The organism is Cupriavidus sp. 94F1 (genome assembly GCF_057798875.1).
Map to the genome: position 1 here is coordinate 1 of NZ_JBYOJT010000001.1, position 16368 is coordinate 16368.

The 16368-nt window shown below is 64.1% G+C and carries 13 protein-coding genes; 3 read left to right on the top strand and 10 right to left on the bottom strand.

Translation table 11 applies throughout. From position 1 onward, the window contains the following. Together AC3FJ6_RS00005 and AC3FJ6_RS00010 are read left to right on the top strand one after the other, a co-directional pair. Positions 1-2136: glycoside hydrolase family 19 protein (locus AC3FJ6_RS00005; protein WP_488770259.1), on the top strand; the 2136-nt coding region annotated here is incomplete at its 5' end. Next, the gene (locus AC3FJ6_RS00010; RefSeq protein ID WP_488770260.1) at positions 2060-2716 is read left to right on the top strand and encodes a hypothetical protein; all 657 of its coding nucleotides are present in this window, start codon (positions 2060-2062) and stop codon (positions 2714-2716) included. The genes AC3FJ6_RS00005 and AC3FJ6_RS00010, both read left to right, overlap by 77 nt. Before the next feature lie 45 nt (positions 2717-2761). Here AC3FJ6_RS00010 and AC3FJ6_RS00015 read toward each other — a convergent pair whose 3' ends face one another. The 8 genes from AC3FJ6_RS00015 to AC3FJ6_RS00050 form a co-directional block, all read right to left on the bottom strand. Continuing rightward, positions 2762-3589, bottom strand: coding sequence for a M55 family metallopeptidase (locus tag AC3FJ6_RS00015; protein ID WP_488770261.1), 828 nt, complete (start codon positions 3587-3589; stop codon positions 2762-2764). Positions 3590-3600: 11 nt separating this feature from the next. Further along, positions 3601-4617 (bottom strand): DmpA family aminopeptidase, encoded by a 1017-nt coding sequence (locus AC3FJ6_RS00020; protein WP_488770262.1) that lies wholly within the window; start codon positions 4615-4617, stop codon positions 3601-3603. A 4-nt stretch (positions 4618-4621) separates the two neighbouring features. Further along, positions 4622-5524 (bottom strand): glutathione ABC transporter permease GsiD, encoded by a 903-nt coding sequence (gene gsiD / locus AC3FJ6_RS00025; protein WP_488770263.1) that lies wholly within the window; start codon positions 5522-5524, stop codon positions 4622-4624. Between the two features lie 10 nt (positions 5525-5534). Further along, entirely contained in the window at positions 5535-6455 is a 921-nt protein-coding gene (gene gsiC, locus AC3FJ6_RS00030) for a glutathione ABC transporter permease GsiC (RefSeq protein WP_488770264.1), read from the bottom strand. Between the two features lie 202 nt (positions 6456-6657). Further along, the gene (gene gsiB / locus AC3FJ6_RS00035) at positions 6658-8208 is read right to left on the bottom strand and encodes a glutathione ABC transporter substrate-binding protein GsiB (RefSeq protein ID WP_153945152.1); all 1551 of its coding nucleotides are present in this window, start codon (positions 8206-8208) and stop codon (positions 6658-6660) included. Between the two features lie 65 nt (positions 8209-8273). Further along, positions 8274-10166, bottom strand: a complete 1893-nt coding sequence (locus AC3FJ6_RS00040; protein WP_488770265.1) for a dipeptide ABC transporter ATP-binding protein — start codon at positions 10164-10166, stop codon at positions 8274-8276. A gap of 1 nt (position 10167) precedes the next feature. Beyond that, complete coding sequence (locus AC3FJ6_RS00045; protein ID WP_488770266.1) at positions 10168-11145, bottom strand: isoaspartyl peptidase/L-asparaginase family protein; 978 nt, start codon at positions 11143-11145, stop codon at positions 10168-10170. A gap of 26 nt (positions 11146-11171) precedes the next feature. Then, positions 11172-12074 carry a MurR/RpiR family transcriptional regulator gene (locus AC3FJ6_RS00050; RefSeq protein WP_488770267.1) on the bottom strand — a complete coding sequence of 301 codons (903 nt, stop codon included), beginning with the start codon at positions 12072-12074 and terminating at the stop codon, positions 11172-11174. A gap of 315 nt (positions 12075-12389) precedes the next feature. On the opposite strand from AC3FJ6_RS00050, the gene AC3FJ6_RS00055 reads away from it, so the two are divergent. After that, a complete protein-coding gene (locus AC3FJ6_RS00055; protein ID WP_488770268.1) occupies positions 12390-14312 on the top strand; it encodes an ATP-binding cassette domain-containing protein in 1923 nt (640 codons plus the stop codon). A gap of 93 nt (positions 14313-14405) precedes the next feature. On the opposite strand, the gene AC3FJ6_RS00060 is transcribed toward AC3FJ6_RS00055, so the two are convergent. Next, positions 14406-14891, bottom strand: a complete 486-nt coding sequence (locus tag AC3FJ6_RS00060) for a disulfide bond formation protein B (RefSeq protein ID WP_153945156.1) — start codon at positions 14889-14891, stop codon at positions 14406-14408. 162 nt (positions 14892-15053) lie between these two features. Further along, on the bottom strand, positions 15054-16340 hold the full coding sequence (gene oxlT, locus AC3FJ6_RS00065; RefSeq protein WP_488770269.1) for an oxalate/formate MFS antiporter: 1287 nt from the start codon (positions 16338-16340) through the stop codon (positions 15054-15056). Positions 16341-16368: the final 28 nt, after the last annotated feature.

The following is a 16368-nucleotide window of genomic DNA, read 5'->3' on the forward strand; positions in this document are numbered from 1 at the left end:
CGCGGGACCTGGCTGACCTTCTACAGCCTGTACATGCACCTGCAGGACCTGGCTGGCTACGAGGACAGGAAGACGTTGCCCCGCCCGGCCCATTGGTCACCGGAGTTCAAGGTCACGACGTTCGCCCGGGATCAGCCACGCGCCAGGCCGGGCCTGCGCGCTGCGCCCGCCAAGCAGAAGGGGCTGCGCGTGCGGTCAGCACGGGCCGGCGGCACGGCGCTTGGCATCCTGCCGCAGGGCACACAGTTCAGTATCAGCGAGCGCACTGGCAACTGGGGAAAGATCGCACGCAGCGGCCCGCCGATTCCGGCCAGCGTTGGAGACTTCGTGGCGCCCGATGCTGCGGTCGGCGGCTGGGTATTCCTTGGGCGCGAGCATGGTGGACAGGTGGTCGAGGAATTCATACCCGACACCGCGCTCGACTGCATAGTCGTTCCTCCAAAACCGATCAAGGTCAAAGCGGGCCAGTTGCTCGGCCACCTTGGCCGGTACGACTCGCTCAATCATTCGGCGCCCACCCGCATGGTTCACATCGAGTTCTTCTGCGGCGAAGACATCAAGACCTTTCTTCAGACGAGCCGAGCCTGGATCCAGGAACACTCGCCGTATCCCGCGCGCTGGAAGGCGTTGGGGTTACCCGGCGAAGCCACGCTGCTGCGTATCGACAGGCGAACAAAGCTCTATAAGGCGGCCCATCAGGAGGGAAAGGACGCTCCGCGCACCGATGTCGTCCTAATGCTGTCGTTAGCGGAACTGGGCCGGCGAAAGGAACACAAGTTCAAAGAGACAAGCCCAGGCGCGGACAACCTGAAGCTCAACTGGTGGAAAGTGCACAGCGCCAATATGCTTGGCAACGAAATCAGTGGCTGGGTACGAGAACAGAATTTCGCGGGCGGTCGCGTCACGCGCGAGTATCCGCAGGGGTGGGTGGACTTCCAGACCATCGAGGGCGCGCATGACTCCGCCCATACGCTATGCGCCAAATCAGAAGCGTACGTCGACTATGCCTGCGACAAGGACATGCCGGCCACCGCTGCGCTGGACAAACTTAGTCCGCTAATGAAAAGCGTCTATCAGGCAATTTGCCCCGGCAGTAACGGCGACCGTGCCATCGACGAGCTATGCGTGGCCGCGAAAGACAGATGGCAGTCGCTGCGCGCGTCGCGCCTGATTATTCGGCACGAAAGCGAATGGGCCAACCCGTCCAAATGGAAATCGCTGACTGCGGAACTCGAAAAGGAAACGGGTGCGAATGCCCAGTACGCAGCCGAGCAACGGCGTATCGAGAAACTGGTGTGGTGGGAAGAGGTCAAGGCGAGACTGCCTGATTTACCTGGTCCGGCGGTGTTTCATATGCATCCGGTGGGGGTGGTGGGGAACTTCCAGGCAAAACATCCCTTAATTACCATCGAAATGCTTGTTGCGGCCAACCCATCAGGGTCAACCACCTATCACGAGAGCCTGCTAGTGCATCTCAATACGTTCGCCGAAAAATACAATGTCACAACACCAAAAAGAATCGCGCATTTTCTTTCGCAAATTGAAGCAGAAAGCAAATTTAGGAATGTCGAAGAGAATCTGTTTTACAACTCGCAACAGATGAAAGTGATCTTTGGATGCAAACCAAAACCACGTGGCGCGAGTGCCCCAGCAGTGACAATTTCCGAGAATGACGTTGTATGCAATTACGGAAAACTTCGACCCAAGCTTTGGTCAGAAACTGACATTTATGAAAATAATCCGGAAAACCTGGCGAATTACGTCTATGAAAACAGGTATGAAAATGGGGCGGAATCAACCGGAGATGGATATCGATATCGAGGAAGAGGCCTTATTCAGACAACTTTCAAAGCCAACTATAGGGTTCTTACTGAAGAACACAATCGTAGGTTTCCGGATGACCCACAAGATTTTGTAGCCCATCCAGATCTGCTTCTCACCAACCTGGCATATGGGATCGAGTCTGCATTTGTTTACTGGACCGTTACCCGCAATATTAACCCAATAGCGGACACGGGAGACGTTGCCACCGTATCCCGATTCGTGAATGGAGGAACCCATGGAATCGCGGCAAGAAGAGCGTCATATAACCGCCTCGCTCTCTTACTGGATCTTTCGATTGATCCCGGCCAATAAGGCGGCCTTCCAAAGAGGCTTACTGCTCGCCGCGTGTGTTGCATTTTGCACACCAGCCTTGTCACTTGACAACGAAAAATCAAGTGCCGCCGTTTGCCCCAAGATTTCCCCGAAAGAACAAACGTTTTCCGCCAAGAAACTAGAACAAGATAGCATCATAGCTATAGAGAGAAACAATTCGAGCTCCAGCCACCTGATATTTTATCGGAACGAAGGCAGTTATTGTCGCCGACAGGAAATAGCCACCTATCGCTGGGAGGGTGGCCCTCCCAGCGTGGATTCATTGTTCTTCGAAGAGATAGCGGGAAAGATGAATCTAATTACAATAGTCCGTTGGACGATAAATCATCGCGGGCTTGGAACATTTGGAAACCTCTACCAGGTTAGTGCATACCAAATGGATCCCGCAGGCACAGTCATTGAAAACAACGATTTTCTGAAAATGGGACAATGGACTGGGATTGACGGATATTCTGAGCACGAAGCGTCATCCTTTCCTTTTCGTACGGCGGCCAGCGTCAGAAAATACCTCAGAAGCATTAATAAAAACCAATCAAAGCCAAAAAGCCGATCAAAGTGACAACCCGCGACACCGGTTCGATGTCCGAATCTCCTCGACCGCCCCCTACTTCAACATAAACGCCATCGCCGAACAGCAATTCAGCATCCGCACTGCCGCCTGTACCGTCGGCGCCGTGAACGAAAGCGTTACGCCGTCCACGCGCTCGAATGTGGGCCATTGGCAGAACAGGTCGGCGTGGGCTGTGGTCAGGGTCTGCAGGCGGCAGGTTACCGGGCCGGACAGTTCGAAGCAGCGGGCTTCGGGGTGGGCGATGGCCTGGCGGGTGACCGCTTCGGCGGCCTGGGCGATGGCGTCGCGGGCGGCGGCAGGGGACAGCGTCGTGCCGCTGCCCTGCCCGCCTGCCGTCTTGGTCTGCACGTAGCGCACCCAGGGCATCAGCGGCCGGGTTTCGGCGATGAAGACGTCGTCGCCGCTGGCCATCAGCACGGGGACGTCGAATTCGCCGGCCAATGCGGCGTAGATGCCGGCCTCGCCCAGTTCCAGCCCGTTGAACCAGACGCGCGCGAACGCGCCGCTATTGATGGTGTGCGCCAGCACGCCGCGGCTCTGGGCGCGGCCGTGGTAGCCGATCATGAACACGCCGTCGCAGTCCTGATCGACGCCGGCCATCATGCTCAGGTAGCGTGGCTTGCCCAGCACCAGTTGGGCGCGCGGGTCGATCTGCTCGGGCAGCAGATTTCGAAAGCCGCCGTGCGAATCGTTGACCAGGACTTCGGTCGCGCCGCCGGCGAACGCGCCTTGCACGGCGGCATTGGCTTCGGCGGTCATCCAGGCGCGGGCGCGTTCGTATTCGCCATTGCCGGCACGCGTTTGCTCGGCGTGGAATACGCCGGCCACGCCTTCGATATCAGCGGAAATCAGGATCTTCATGGATTCGGGCTTTACAGCAGGTCTTGCAGCAGCTCACTCAGCGCGCGGCGGGTATGGCCGTCGCGGCCTTGCACGGTTTCGGCGTGCCAAAGCGCGTGGACGATGGCCTGCTCAACGCTGTCGGCCGCGGCGCGGAACAGCGGGTCGAGTTTCGATTCGTGCATCATCGGCACGGCCGGCATCGGCGCATCGGCCAGGTGCGGCACGGTATAGGCCGTCGAGAAGGCCAAAGCGATATCGCCCGATCCATGGCCGTAGATCGAACCGGTTCGCGCCAGCCCCGTGCCGGCGCGCATCGACAGGCGACGCAGCTGGCGCGCGTCCAGCGGGGCGTCGGTCGCCACGATCATGATGATCGAGCCCTTCTCCGGCTCCGCCGGTTGCTTCAGGCGGGCGGTGAGTTCGGCGCCCAGCGGGCGGCCGGCAAGGATCAGCGATTCCGGCGTACCGAAGTTCGACAGCACCAGCGCCCCGACCGTATAGCCGCCAGCCAGGCGCGATGCCGTACCGATGCCGCCCTTCGCACCGAACGACGACATACCGCGCCCCGCGCCGACAGCGCCTTGTGCGACGTCCGCGCCCGCCGTTACCAGGGCCGCGTCGTAGTGCTGGCCCTGCACGGCCATCGCCTGGATGTCATTCAGATAGCCGTCATTGCACTCGAATACCAGCGGATTGACGGTGGGCCACTTGCGCCCGATCTCCGGATTTGACGCAATCGCGTGACGGATCTGCGCCTGCGCCAGCGTGCCGACCGAGAACGTGTTGGTCAACGCGATGGGCGTTTCCAGCACGCCGAGTTCGTCCACCTGTACCAGCCCGATGCTCTTGCCGAAGCCGTTGAAGACGGTGGCGGCAGCGGGCACCTTGTCGGTGTAGACGTTCCCCGCGTGCGGACGGATCACGGTTGCGCCGGTCTGACAGGCGCCGTCGGCCAGCGTGCAGTGGCCGACCGAGACGCCCGCCACATCGGTCATGGCATTGCGCGGGCCGGCCGGCAGGCTGCCGACGATGGGAGCGTTGGCCATGGAATCAGCGACGGTCGATCTTCGGGTCCAGCGCGTCACGCAGGCCGTCGCCAAGCAGGTTGAATGCCAGCACCGTCAGGAAGATCGCCAGGCTTGGGAAGATGGCCACGTGCGGCGCGGTCACCATGTCGGCGCGCGCCTGGCTCAGCATCGCACCCCATTCCGGCGTGGGCGGCTGTGCGCCGAGGCCGATGAACGACAGGCCCGCGGCCGTGATGATCGACGTACCGATCCGCATCGAGAAATAGACCACGATCGACGACACCGTGCCCGGCAGGATGTGGCGCATCAGGATGGTCCAGTCGGACGCGCCGATACTGCGCGCCGCCTCCACATAGGTCAGGCGCTTGAGCATCAGCGTATTGCCGCGCACCAGGCGTGCAAACGCCGGCACGCTGAATACGGCCACGGCCATGATCACATTGACCATGCCATTGCCCAGGATGGCCACGATGGCGATGGCCAGCAGGATGCCGGGAAAGGCGAACAGCACGTCGCAGATGCGCGTGACGATGCGGTCCCACCAGCCTTCGTAATAGCCGGCCAGCAGGCCCAGCAGCGTGCCGATGATGGCGCCGATCACCACCGAGAACACGCCGGCGGCCAGCGAAATGCGCGTGCCGGCCAGGATGCGGCTGAAGATGTCGCGGCCCAGCGAGTCGACGCCCATCCAGTGGGCGGCCGACGGGCCGGCGTTCAGCGCGTCGTAGTCGAAGTAGTTCTCGGGGTCGTACGGCACGATGTGGGGGGCCAGGATGGCGATCACCACCAGCAGCAGCACGAAGACGCCGGCAACCAGCGCCAGATGCTGCTTGCGGAACTTGCGCCAGAACTCGGTCCAGGGCGTGCGGACGGCTTCGGCGGCCGGAGCCGGCGTGGCGGTGGCGGACGTGGAAAGCTCGGTCATGTCAGCCTCCTTACTTGTAGCGGATGGTGGGGTTGATCACGGTGTACAGCAGGTCCACCACCAGATTGATCAGGATGAATTCCAGCGAGAACAGCAGCACTTCGGCCTGGATCACCGGGTAGTCGCGCATTTCCACGGCGTCCACCAGCAGGCGGCCCAGGCCCGGCCAGTTGAACACCATCTCCACCAGGATCGAGCCGCCCAGCAGGAAGCCGAACTGCAGGCCCATCATCGTCACCACAGGAATCATGGCGTTACGCAGCGCGTGCTTGATCACCACCACGGTCTCGCGCACGCCCTTGGCGCGCGCGGTGCGTACGAAGTCTTCCTGCAGCACCTCGATGAACGACGCGCGCGTGAACCGCGCCATCACGGCGGCCACGGCGGCGCCCAGCGTCAGGGACGGCAGGATGTAGTGCTTCCAGCTGTCGGCCCCGATCGACGGCAGCCAGCCCAGCTGCACCGAGAAGATTTCCATCAGCAGCATGCCCAGCGCAAAAGCCGGGAACGAAATGCCCGACACGGCCAGCGTCATGCCCAGTCGGTCGGGCCACTGGTTGCGCCATACGGCCGAACTGATGCCGATGGCCATGCCGAAAATCACCGCCCAAACCATCGACGTGACGGTCAGGTACAGCGTCGGCAGGAAGCGTTCACCGATTTCCTGCGAAACCGGGCGCTTGGAGCGCAGCGATGTACCGAACTCTCCCTGCAGCGCATTCGAGAAGAAGCGCACGAACTGCTCGTGCATCGGGCGGTCGAGCCCCAGGTCCTTGCGGACCAGTTCGACAGTGGCCTGATCGGCTTCCGGGCCTGCGGCCAGCCGCGCCGGATCGCCGGGCAGCAGGTGGACGAACAGGAATACCAGCACTGCCACAAGCAGCATCGTCGGTATGACGCCCAGAAATCGTTTGAGGAAGTAATTCAGCATCCTGACACCAGAAAACCAGAAATTTGAGACCGATGGCCGCCCGCCCTTTCACCCCGCATACACGGGCAGGCGGCCTCTCGGCTTACCGCATTTATCAACAGCTTGTTATGTACTGCTTACCGCGACTGCTACCACTTCTACTGCACCAGCTACCCTCTCCCGCGTGCGGGAGAGGGGAAAAAACTGCCAGTCAGGCCCAGGCTTACTGCTTGATGTCGATCTCGTCGAAGTTGAACGAGCCGTCAGGCATCACGTAGGCACCGGTCAGGCGCTTGGCACGGGCGTACAGGATCTTCTCGGTGACCAGGAAGGCCCATGGCGCGTCGTTCCAGATGCGTTGCTGGGCATCCTTGTACAGCTTGGCCTTCTCGGCGCGATCGGTCGTGCGCAGCGCGCCGGCGATGTCGGCATCCACCTGGTCGTTCTTGTAGTACGCCGTGTTCAGCAGCTTCGGCGGCATCGATTCCGACGCCAGCAGCGGACGCAGCGCCCAGTCGGACTCACCGGTCGACGACGACCAGCCCACGTAGTACATGCGCACGCCGGCTTCTTCCGGCTTCTGCACCGATTCCACGCGCTCCACGCGCTGGCCGGCTTCCAGGGCCAGCACCTGGGCCTTGATGCCCACCTGCTGCAGCTGCTGCTGCACGAACTGGATCACCTTCTGCGCGGTGGTGTGGTTATAGGCCGACCACAGCGTGGTCTCGAAACCGTTCGGGTAGCCCGCTTCCTTCAGCAGTTCGCGTGCCTTGGCCGGGTTGTACGGCCACGGGCCCAGCTTCTCGGCGTAGTCCACGCCATGGGGCACCACGCCGTCGGCCGGCACGGCGTGCCCGGCGAAGGCCACCTTGGCCAGTGCTTCCTTGTTGATGGCGTAGTTGATGGCCTGGCGCACCTTCGGGTCGTTGAACGGCTTCACCGTCGTGTTCAACGACAGATAACGCTGGATGATCGACGGCGAGTCGATCAGGTCCACCTTCGGGCTGGCCTTGAGCACGGCGGCCTGCTCGAACGGAATGCTGAACGCGAAGTCAGCCTCGCCCGTCTGCATCACGGCCGAACGCGTGTTGTTGTCCACCACCGGCTTCCACGTGATCGAGTCGATCTTCGGGTAGCCCGTCTTCCAGTAGCCGGCAAACTTCTTGCCCTTCAGGTAGTCGGTCTGCTTCCACTCCACGAACTCGAACGGGCCGGTGCCCACCGGGTGGAAGGCGATTTCCTTGCCGTACTTCTTCAGCGCGGTCGGGCTGATCATCACGGCCGACGGGTGGGCCAGCACGTTGATGAACGGCGAGAACGGCTCCTTGAGCGTCACGCGGGCGGTGTACGGGTCAACCACCTCGGTCTTGGCCACGCGGTTGAACAGCGTATAACGCTTGAGCTTGTTGGCCGGATCGGTCACGCGGTCCAGGTTGGCCTTGACGGCCGTGGCATCGAACGTGGTGCCGTCGTGGAACTTGATGTTCTTCTTCAGCTTGAACGTGTAGACCAGGCCGTCCTTGCTGACGTCATAGCTTTCGGCCAGCACGTTGACCAGCTTCAGGTCCTTGTCGAAGCCGAACAGGCCCTGGTAGAACGATTTGGTGGCGGCCTGCGACAGCGTGTCGTTGGCGTCGTACGGATCGAGCGTGGTGAACGTCGAATACACGGCCATCACCGCATCCTTGGCGGCAAAGGCCGGCGCGGCGGCCAGCATACCCATGGCGCCGACTGCGGCAGCACCGGCCATCAGCCGGAAAGAAACCTTGGACATCTCTTCTCCTCTATCGGGAAAGCAGGAATACAGGGGATACAGCGACTTCGGTACTACGGAATTGGTCAATAGGCACCGCCAATGGCATGCCGTGCCACGAAGTGGCCATGCGCGCCACTGCCGGCCACGGCCACCAGCGGCTGCACCACGGGTTCGTCGCCGACCATGCGGATCGGGCTCGGAATCTCGTCATTCAGCGGTTCGCGCTTCAGATGGCGTCGCGCGGGGTCCGCAATCGGCACCGCCGACATCAGCTTCTTCGTATAAGGATGCTGCGGGTTCTCGAAGATGGCGCGGCGCGGGCCGATCTCGACGATCTGGCCCAGGTACATCACCGCCACGCGGTGGCTCACGCGCTCCACCACGGCCATGTCGTGCGAAATGAACAGGAAGGCCACGCCGAGTTCGCGCTGCAGGTCGAGCATCAGGTTGACGATCTGTGCCTGGATCGACACGTCCAGCGCCGACACCGACTCGTCGGCCACCACCACCTTTGGGTTCAGCGCCAGGGCGCGGGCGATGCAGATACGCTGCCGCTGGCCGCCCGAGAACTCGTGCGGATAACGCGACGCGTGCGCCGCCGTCAGGCCCACCTTTTCCAGCAGCCAGGCCACGCGAGCCTCGGCTTCCTTGCCGCTGGCCACCTTGTGCACCAGCAGCGGCTCCATGATCGAGTAGCCCACCGGCACGCGCGGGTCCAGCGACGCAAACGGGTCCTGGAAGATGAACTGGATATTGCGGCGCAGCGCCTGCAGCGCCGGACCCTGCATCTTGCTGATGTTCTGGCCCGCGAATTCGATCGTGCCGCTCTGGGCATCGACCAGGCGCAGCAGCGAGCGGCCCGTGGTGGATTTGCCGCAGCCCGATTCGCCCACCAGCGCCAGCGTTTCGCCGGGATAGAGGTCGAAGCTGACCTGCTCCACCGCATGCACGCGGCGCGTGACCTTGCCGAACAGGCCGCCTGGCACGTCGAAGCGCGTGACCAGGTCGCGCACGCGCAGGATCGGCGCGGCGCCCGCCGGCACCGTATCCTGCGGCACTTCCTTGACCGGGGCGGCGCCGTCGCTCACCTGCACCAGCGGGAAGCGGGCCGGCAGGTCCGTGCCCGACATCGCGCCCAGCTTGGGCACGGCCGACAGCAGCGCGCGCGTGTACGGATGGGCCGGCGCGTGGAACACGTCGTCGGACGTGCCCTCTTCCACCTTCTCGCCGCGATACATCACCAGCACGCGGTCGGCCACCTCGGCCACCACGCCCATGTCGTGGGTGATAAAGACCACGCCCATGTCCATTTCGGCCTGCAGGTTGCGGATCAGCTGCAGGATTTCGGCCTGGATCGTCACGTCCAGCGCCGTGGTCGGCTCGTCGGCAATCAGCAGCGCCGGCTTGCACGACAGCGCCATGGCGATCATCACGCGCTGGCGCATGCCGCCCGACAACTGGTGCGGAAAGCGGTCCAGCACGCGGCGTGCCTCCGGAATGCGTACCAGTTCCAGCATGCGCAGCGCCTCGGCACGCGCCGCGGCCTTGCCCTTGCCCTGGTGCAGGCGGATCGATTCGGCAATCTGCTCGCCCACCGGGAACACCGGATTCAGCGACGTCATCGGCTCCTGGAAGATCATCGCCACGTCGGCGCCGCGCACGCTGCGCAGCCGCGCTTCCGTTGAGTTGACCAGATCCAGCACCTCGCCCGAACGGCGGCGCAGCAGCATGCTGCCGTTGGCGATCTTGCCGCCGCCGTGCTCCACCAGGCGCATCAGCGCCAGCGACGTCACCGACTTGCCCGAGCCCGATTCGCCCACCACGGCCAGCGTTTCGCCGCGATCCACGTGGAAGGACAGGTTGCGCACCGCCTCGACCGTGCGTTCCGAGGTGGAAAAGCGCACCGTCAGGTTGTCCACCACCACCGCGCGTTCGGGCGGCAGCACGATGCCGTGCTTGGAAACAGTATTCTGCATATCAGCCGTAAATCCAGACGTTGACCGGTTCGCCGACGCGGGCCAGGCCGCGATACATGCCTTCGGTGTTGAACGGCAGCGTCACGTTGCCGGCGCGATCTACCGCGATCAGGCCGCCGCGGCCATGGATGGCCGGCAGCTTCTCCATGACCACGCGGCGCGCCGATTCCTCCAGCGACAAACCCGCGTAGCGCATCTGCGCCGACACATCGAACGCAGCCGCCGTGCGGATGAACATCTCGCCGGTGCCCGTGGCCGACACGGCCGCCACGTCATCGGCATAGCAGCCGGCGCCCAGCACCGGCGTATCGCCCACGCGACCCACCTGCTTGTTGGTCACGCCGCCGGTGGACGTTGCCGCGGCCAGGTTGCCGTGGGCATCGCAGGCCACCGCGCCGACCGTACCGAATTTCTTGTCCGCATCGAGCGGGTCGGCCTTGCCTTCCTGCGCGGCCCTGGCGGCCAGCGCGGCGGCATCGTGATCCAGCAGCGCCATGCCGGTGGTGCCCTGTGCGCGCTGCCACTGATCGTAGCGGGCCTGCGTGAAGTAGTATTCCGGCGCCACCAGCTCCAGTCCTTGCGCTTCGGCAAAAGCCTCGGCCCCTTCGCCGGCAAACAGCACATGCTCGCTCTTTTCCAGCACGGCGCGCGCGGCCAGCACCGGATTGCGCACGCGCTTGACGCAGGCCACGGCGCCGGCGTTCAGCGTGGCGCCATCCATGACCGATGCATCAAGCTCGTAAGTGCCGGCGTGCGTCAGCACGGCCCCCTTGCCGGCATTGAACAGCGGGCATTCTTCGAGCAGGCGCACGGCTTCGGTCACGGCGTCCAGCGCGCTGCCGCCTTCGGCCAGCACGCGCTGGCCGGCCAGCAGCACCTGTTCCAGCGCGGTGGTGTATTCGCGTTCGCGGTTGGCGTCCATGGCCGCACGGGTAATCGTGCCGGCGCCGCCGTGGATGGCGATAACAGCTTGAGGCATAGGTCCTTCTACTTCCCTTCTTGACTTCAGTCTGAGGATTTCTGCGTGCCGCGGTCGTCGCGCGCACCGGGCGCGCCGTACAGCCACGGCAGCAGGAATTCGGTCATCTCGGCCGCCGCCTTCACCGCGCGCACGGACCGGTAGGACACCGCCCCGCACAGCGCCTCGATCAGCGCCAGCACCGTGGCTTCCGAATTGGCGGACAGGCGGTTGCCGGCGTTGGCGTAGAGCGAAATATCGGCCAGCGGCGCCAGCGGTGAGGTCGGGCCATCAGTCAGCGCCAGCAGCCGGCCGCCGTGCGCCTTCACGCGCTGGGCCAGCTTCATCGAATCGGTCACATAGCGCGGAAAGGCGATGCAGACCACCAGGTCCTTCGGCGTCAGCTTGAACAGCTGCCGCGCCGCGTGCGAGGCCCCGCCCACCGTCGACACCGATGTCACCATCCGGCAATGCATTTCCAGCCCGTGCTGCATCAGGCCCGCCAGGTAGCCGCTGGCGCCAAAGCCCATCACGTAGACACGCTCGGCTTCCAGGATCGCATCGACGGCCCGCTCGATCGATTCCGGATCGAGGTTGCGGCGCGTGGATTCCAGGTTGCGGGCACCGTCCTCCAGCGACGCGGCAAACACGTCGGCCACCGTGCTCGGGCGCGCCAGTTCGTCGCGCAGCCGTTCCACCGGCGCCAGCGTGGCCTCGAATCCGCGCACCAGTTCGGCGCGAAACTGCGGATAGCCCTCGAAGCCCAGCGCCTTGGCGAAACGGTTGGCGGTGGCGACCGACACCTCCACGGCCGTGGCGAATTCGTCGATCCGCATCGTGGCCGCGCGAAACAGGTTGTCCAGCACGTAGTTCGCCATGCGCTGGTGCGCGGGCGTCAGTGTGGGCAAGGCGCGAGCGATGCGTTCGGAAATCGTCTGGCCGCTGGACATGTGAGGACGTCGGGGTAAAGGTTGGCACCGCCTTGAAGCATCGCCAACGGCACTGGCGACGATCCGGCAATGAAAAGGCACTTTCGCAGTGCAGCAAGCAATGTAAATAAATTTACACGCAAATGACGTGCCCGCAATGACCTAAGTGGTCGAATACGGGAAATCCCTCAATACATGGAAGCGGACATGCAAGCCGCCTGAAAGCCGGCGTCGCCGCCCGCGGGCCGGGCGACGGGCCAATGGCCCCCGGCGCGCTACAATGCCGGCCTGCCGAACGATCGGCTGCCCTGCACCATCCAGCCTGAAGCCCTTCACGTGATACGTATCGACCAGCTTGTCCTCCAGCGCGGCACCAAGGTGCTGTTCGACCACACCAGCGTGACGCTAAACCCGGGCGAACGCGTGGGCCTTGTCGGCGCCAACGGCAGCGGCAAGTCCACCCTGTTCGCGATGCTGCGCGGCGAACTGCATGCCGACGGCGGCGATGTGACCGTGCCCAGCCAGTGGCGCATCGCACATGTGGCGCAAGAGACACCGGCAGTGGATCGTACGGCCGTGGATTACGTGATCGACGGCGACACGCGGCTGCGCGAGATCGAATCGCGCATCGCCGCCGCGCAGACCAGCGGCGACGGATCGGCCGAAGCCGAGGCCCATGGCGCCTATGCCGATGCCGATGGCTACACCGCCGCCGCGCGCGCCGAGGCGCTGCTGCTTGGCCTGGGCTTCACGCTGCCGCAGGTGACGCAGCCGGTGGCATCGTTCTCGGGCGGCTGGCGCATGCGCCTGAACCTGGCGCAGGCGCTGATGTGCCCGTCCGACCTGCTGCTGCTCGACGAACCGACCAATCACCTGGATCTGGACGCCATCGTCTGGCTTGAAGACTGGCTGGCCCGCTACCCCGGCACGCTGGTGATGATTTCGCACGACCGCGAATTTCTCGATGCTATCTGCACCGTCACAGTGCATATCGAAAACCAGCAGCTCAAGCGATACGGCGGCAACTACACGCTGTTCGAAACCATGCGGCTGCAGCAGATGGCCCAGCAGCAGGCCGCCTACACGCGCCAGCAGAAGGAAATCGCGCACCTGGAATCGTTCATCACGCGTTTCAAGGCCAAGGCCACCAAGGCGCGCCAGGCGCAGAGCCGCGTCAAGGCCCTGGAAAAGATGGAACGGCTGGCCCCGGTGCACGTGGCGGCCGGGTTCGCATTCGAGTTCCGCGAGCCCGATTCGGCGCCCAACCCGATGATGGTGCTCGATCACGTCGACTGCGGTTACGCTGAAGCCGACCCACCCGTGACCATCCTGCACAAGTTGATGCTGTCGATCCAGAACGGCCAGCGCATCGGCCTGCTCGGCGCCAACGGCCAGGGCAAGTCGACGCTGGTCAAGACGCTGGCCGGCACGCAGCCGCCGCTCAACGGCACGGTGCGGCTGGGCAAGGGCCTGGTCATCGGCTACTTTGCCCAGCACCAGCTGGAAACGCTGCGCGACCACGATTCGCCGCTGCAGCACCTGGCACGGCTGGCTCCCGACGTGCGCGAGCAGGAATTGCGCGACTTCCTGGGCAGCTTCAATTTCCGCGGCGACATGGCAACTTCGCCAATCGAACCGTTCTCGGGCGGCGAGAAGGCCCGGCTGGCCCTGTCGCTGATCGTCTGGCAAAAGCCCAACCTGCTGCTGCTTGACGAACCGACCAACCACCTGGACCTGGACACGCGCGAGGCGCTGACCATGGCCCTGGCCCAGTTCGAGGGCACGCTGATCCTGGTTTCGCACGACCGGCACCTGCTGCGCGCCACGTCCGACCAGTTCATGCTGGTGGCCGACGGTACCATCAAGCCGTTCGACGGCGACCTGGACGACTATCGCGACTGGCTGCTGCAACAGGCCGCCGCCAAGCGCAATGCCGCCACGGCCGCCCACGCCGCCGAATCCACCCCGGCAGTCAATCGCCGCGATCAGCGCCGCGCCGAGGCCGACGAACGGCAGCGGCTGTCGGTGCTGCGCAAGCCGCTGACCAAGGAACTGGAAAAGGTGGAAAAGCGGATGTCGGTGCTGCAGGCCGACAAGACCGTGATCGACGCCTTCATGGCCGAATCTTCAAGCTATGAGGAAGCCAACAAGGCGAAGCTGATGGAGATGCTCAAGCGCCAGGGCGAGGTCACGGGCGAGCTGGACCAGCTGGAGGAACGCTGGCTGGAACTGCAAGAGCAGATCGAGCAGATCGCGTAATACCTGCCGAGCCGTAGTTGTTTGCTCCCCCCTCCCGCCTGCGGGAGAGGGGAGACAACCGCAGGCAGAACCGCCTCCAGCGGCTTGCTCCCTCTAGCGGTAGTTCTTCTCGCGGCGGATCAGCCCTACCGCAAGCGTCAGCGTCAGGATCACGAGCCAGATCAGCGACCAGGCCGGGATCGACAGGCCGAACAGCGGCGGCAGCGGCGCCGTGCACAGGCCGTCCGAATAGAACACCTGCGGCAGCAGCTTGGCCGTCGGCAGCGCGTTGACCCAGTTTTCCAGTGGATCGATGCCGCACGATGCCTTGGGGTTCAGCAGCAGCGACACGTGGTAGCCGGCCACCGCGATACCGGCCACGCCGGACAGCATGCCCAGGCCCTGCCACAGCGTGCGCGTGTTTTGCGCGATGGCCGCCAGCAGCGAAAACAGCCCGATGCCCAGGAACGCAAATCGCTGCATGATGCAGAGCGGGCATGGCTGGTAGCCCTCCACGTACTGCATGTACAGCGCGGCACCGAGCAACGCGAACGAGACCACGGCGATCAGCAGGAAATAGGCGCGAGAATTGGCTTGCATGGTGTGTCGAGGGCAAGATTGGCTTCGACGCGAATTATTACCCATTTTCCGTTGCGACACCGGGGTGCCCGAGCAATCCGCCACGGGGTGCAGTGTGGCGGATTGACGCACCTGCCCTTCCCCGCGGCCGACCGGCCAACTTTCCCGCCCGCTCGCGCGCCGTCAGCCTGCCGCCGGCGCGCCCAGGTACCGCTTGCGCCAGGGCTTCAGCACGGCAATGGCCAGCACCGCCGTGACGATGTCGAGCGTGATGGCCACGCCGAAGACCGGCATCCAGCTACCCATGCGCTCGTGCATCAGCGCCGCCAGCGGGCCGCCGAAGATCGAGCCGATGCCTTGGGAGATATAGAGCCAGCCGTAGTTGGTCGTGGCGAATTTGGTGCCGAACGTGTCGGTCAGCGTCGAGGGAAACAGCGAGAAGATCTCGCCCCAGCCCAGGAACACCACGCCGGACAGCAGCACGAACAGCACCGCGTTCTCGCGCGTCAGCAGCCACAGCGTCATGGCCACCGCTTCCAGCGCAAAGGCGAAGCACATCGTATTTTCACGACCCCAGCGGTCCGAGATCCAGCCGAACATCGGCCGCGTCAGGCCATTGGTCAGGCGGTCGATGGTCAGCGCCAGCGGCAGCGCGGCCATGCCGAACACCACGGCATTGGACACCCCGAAATCCTTGGCGAACGCGGCCATCTGCGACGTGACCATCAGGCCCGAGGTGGACATCATCGTCATCATCGCGAACAGCAGCCAGAACAGCGGCGTCCTGAGCATCTTGCGGGTCGGCACATCGGCCTCGTTCGACGGCGTGTAGGCCGGCCGCACCGCCACTGGTTCGCCGGCGGCCGGTGCGCGCAGCCCCTGTGACGCCAGGAAGCCGATCACCGCGAAGATCAGGCCGAATTGCCAGAGCGTCGATTCCAGCCCCTTGCCCGCCAGCGCGGCGGCAATCGGGAAGGTGGTCAGGATGGCGCCCATGCCGTAGCCGGCCGCGACCATGCCCACGGCAAAGCCGCGCCGGTCAGGGAACCAGCGCACCATCTGCCCCACCACGCCCACGTAGACGATGCCCGTGCCGAGCCCGCCCACCACGCCGTAGGTCAGGTAGAGCATGCTCACGCTCTGCGCCGACGCGGCCAGCACCCACGACAGGCCCGACAGCACCGTGCCCAGCGCGATCAGGCGGCGCGGCCCGAACCGTTCGATCATCGCGCCCTGGAATGGCGAGAAGAATGTCTGCAACACGATCAGCAGCGAAAACGTAACCTGCAGTTCCGACAGCGGCACGCCCAGCTTGGCGGAAAGCGGCTTGGTGAACAGCGTCCAGACATACTGCGGACTGGAAATCGCCATCATGCACACGAGCCCCAGCAGCAGCTGCAGCCAGCGCGTGCGCGCCAGCGGCACGGCGTGCGGCACACCCAGGGCCGCGTTATCAGCAACGGTACGCATCGAACCACTCCTTCAGACAGACTTCGAG

Coding starts and splice junctions, on each gene's coding strand:
- oxlT (WP_488770269.1), bottom strand. CDS start 16,340: ATGCGTACCGTTGCTGATAACGCGGCCCTGGGTGTGCCGCACGCCGTG.
- AC3FJ6_RS00045 (WP_488770266.1), bottom strand. CDS start 11,145: ATGCCTCAAGCTGTTATCGCCATCCACGGCGGCGCCGGCACGATTACC.
- AC3FJ6_RS00010 (WP_488770260.1), top strand. CDS start 2,060: ATGGAATCGCGGCAAGAAGAGCGTCATATAACCGCCTCGCTCTCTTAC.
- AC3FJ6_RS00050 (WP_488770267.1), bottom strand. CDS start 12,074: ATGTCCAGCGGCCAGACGATTTCCGAACGCATCGCTCGCGCCTTGCCC.
- AC3FJ6_RS00015 (WP_488770261.1), bottom strand. CDS start 3,589: ATGAAGATCCTGATTTCCGCTGATATCGAAGGCGTGGCCGGCGTATTC.
- gsiB (WP_153945152.1), bottom strand. CDS start 8,208: ATGTCCAAGGTTTCTTTCCGGCTGATGGCCGGTGCTGCCGCAGTCGGC.
- gsiC (WP_488770264.1), bottom strand. CDS start 6,455: ATGCTGAATTACTTCCTCAAACGATTTCTGGGCGTCATACCGACGATG.
- AC3FJ6_RS00040 (WP_488770265.1), bottom strand. CDS start 10,166: ATGCAGAATACTGTTTCCAAGCACGGCATCGTGCTGCCGCCCGAACGC.
- AC3FJ6_RS00060 (WP_153945156.1), bottom strand. CDS start 14,891: ATGCAAGCCAATTCTCGCGCCTATTTCCTGCTGATCGCCGTGGTCTCG.
- AC3FJ6_RS00020 (WP_488770262.1), bottom strand. CDS start 4,617: ATGGCCAACGCTCCCATCGTCGGCAGCCTGCCGGCCGGCCCGCGCAAT.
- gsiD (WP_488770263.1), bottom strand. CDS start 5,524: ATGACCGAGCTTTCCACGTCCGCCACCGCCACGCCGGCTCCGGCCGCC.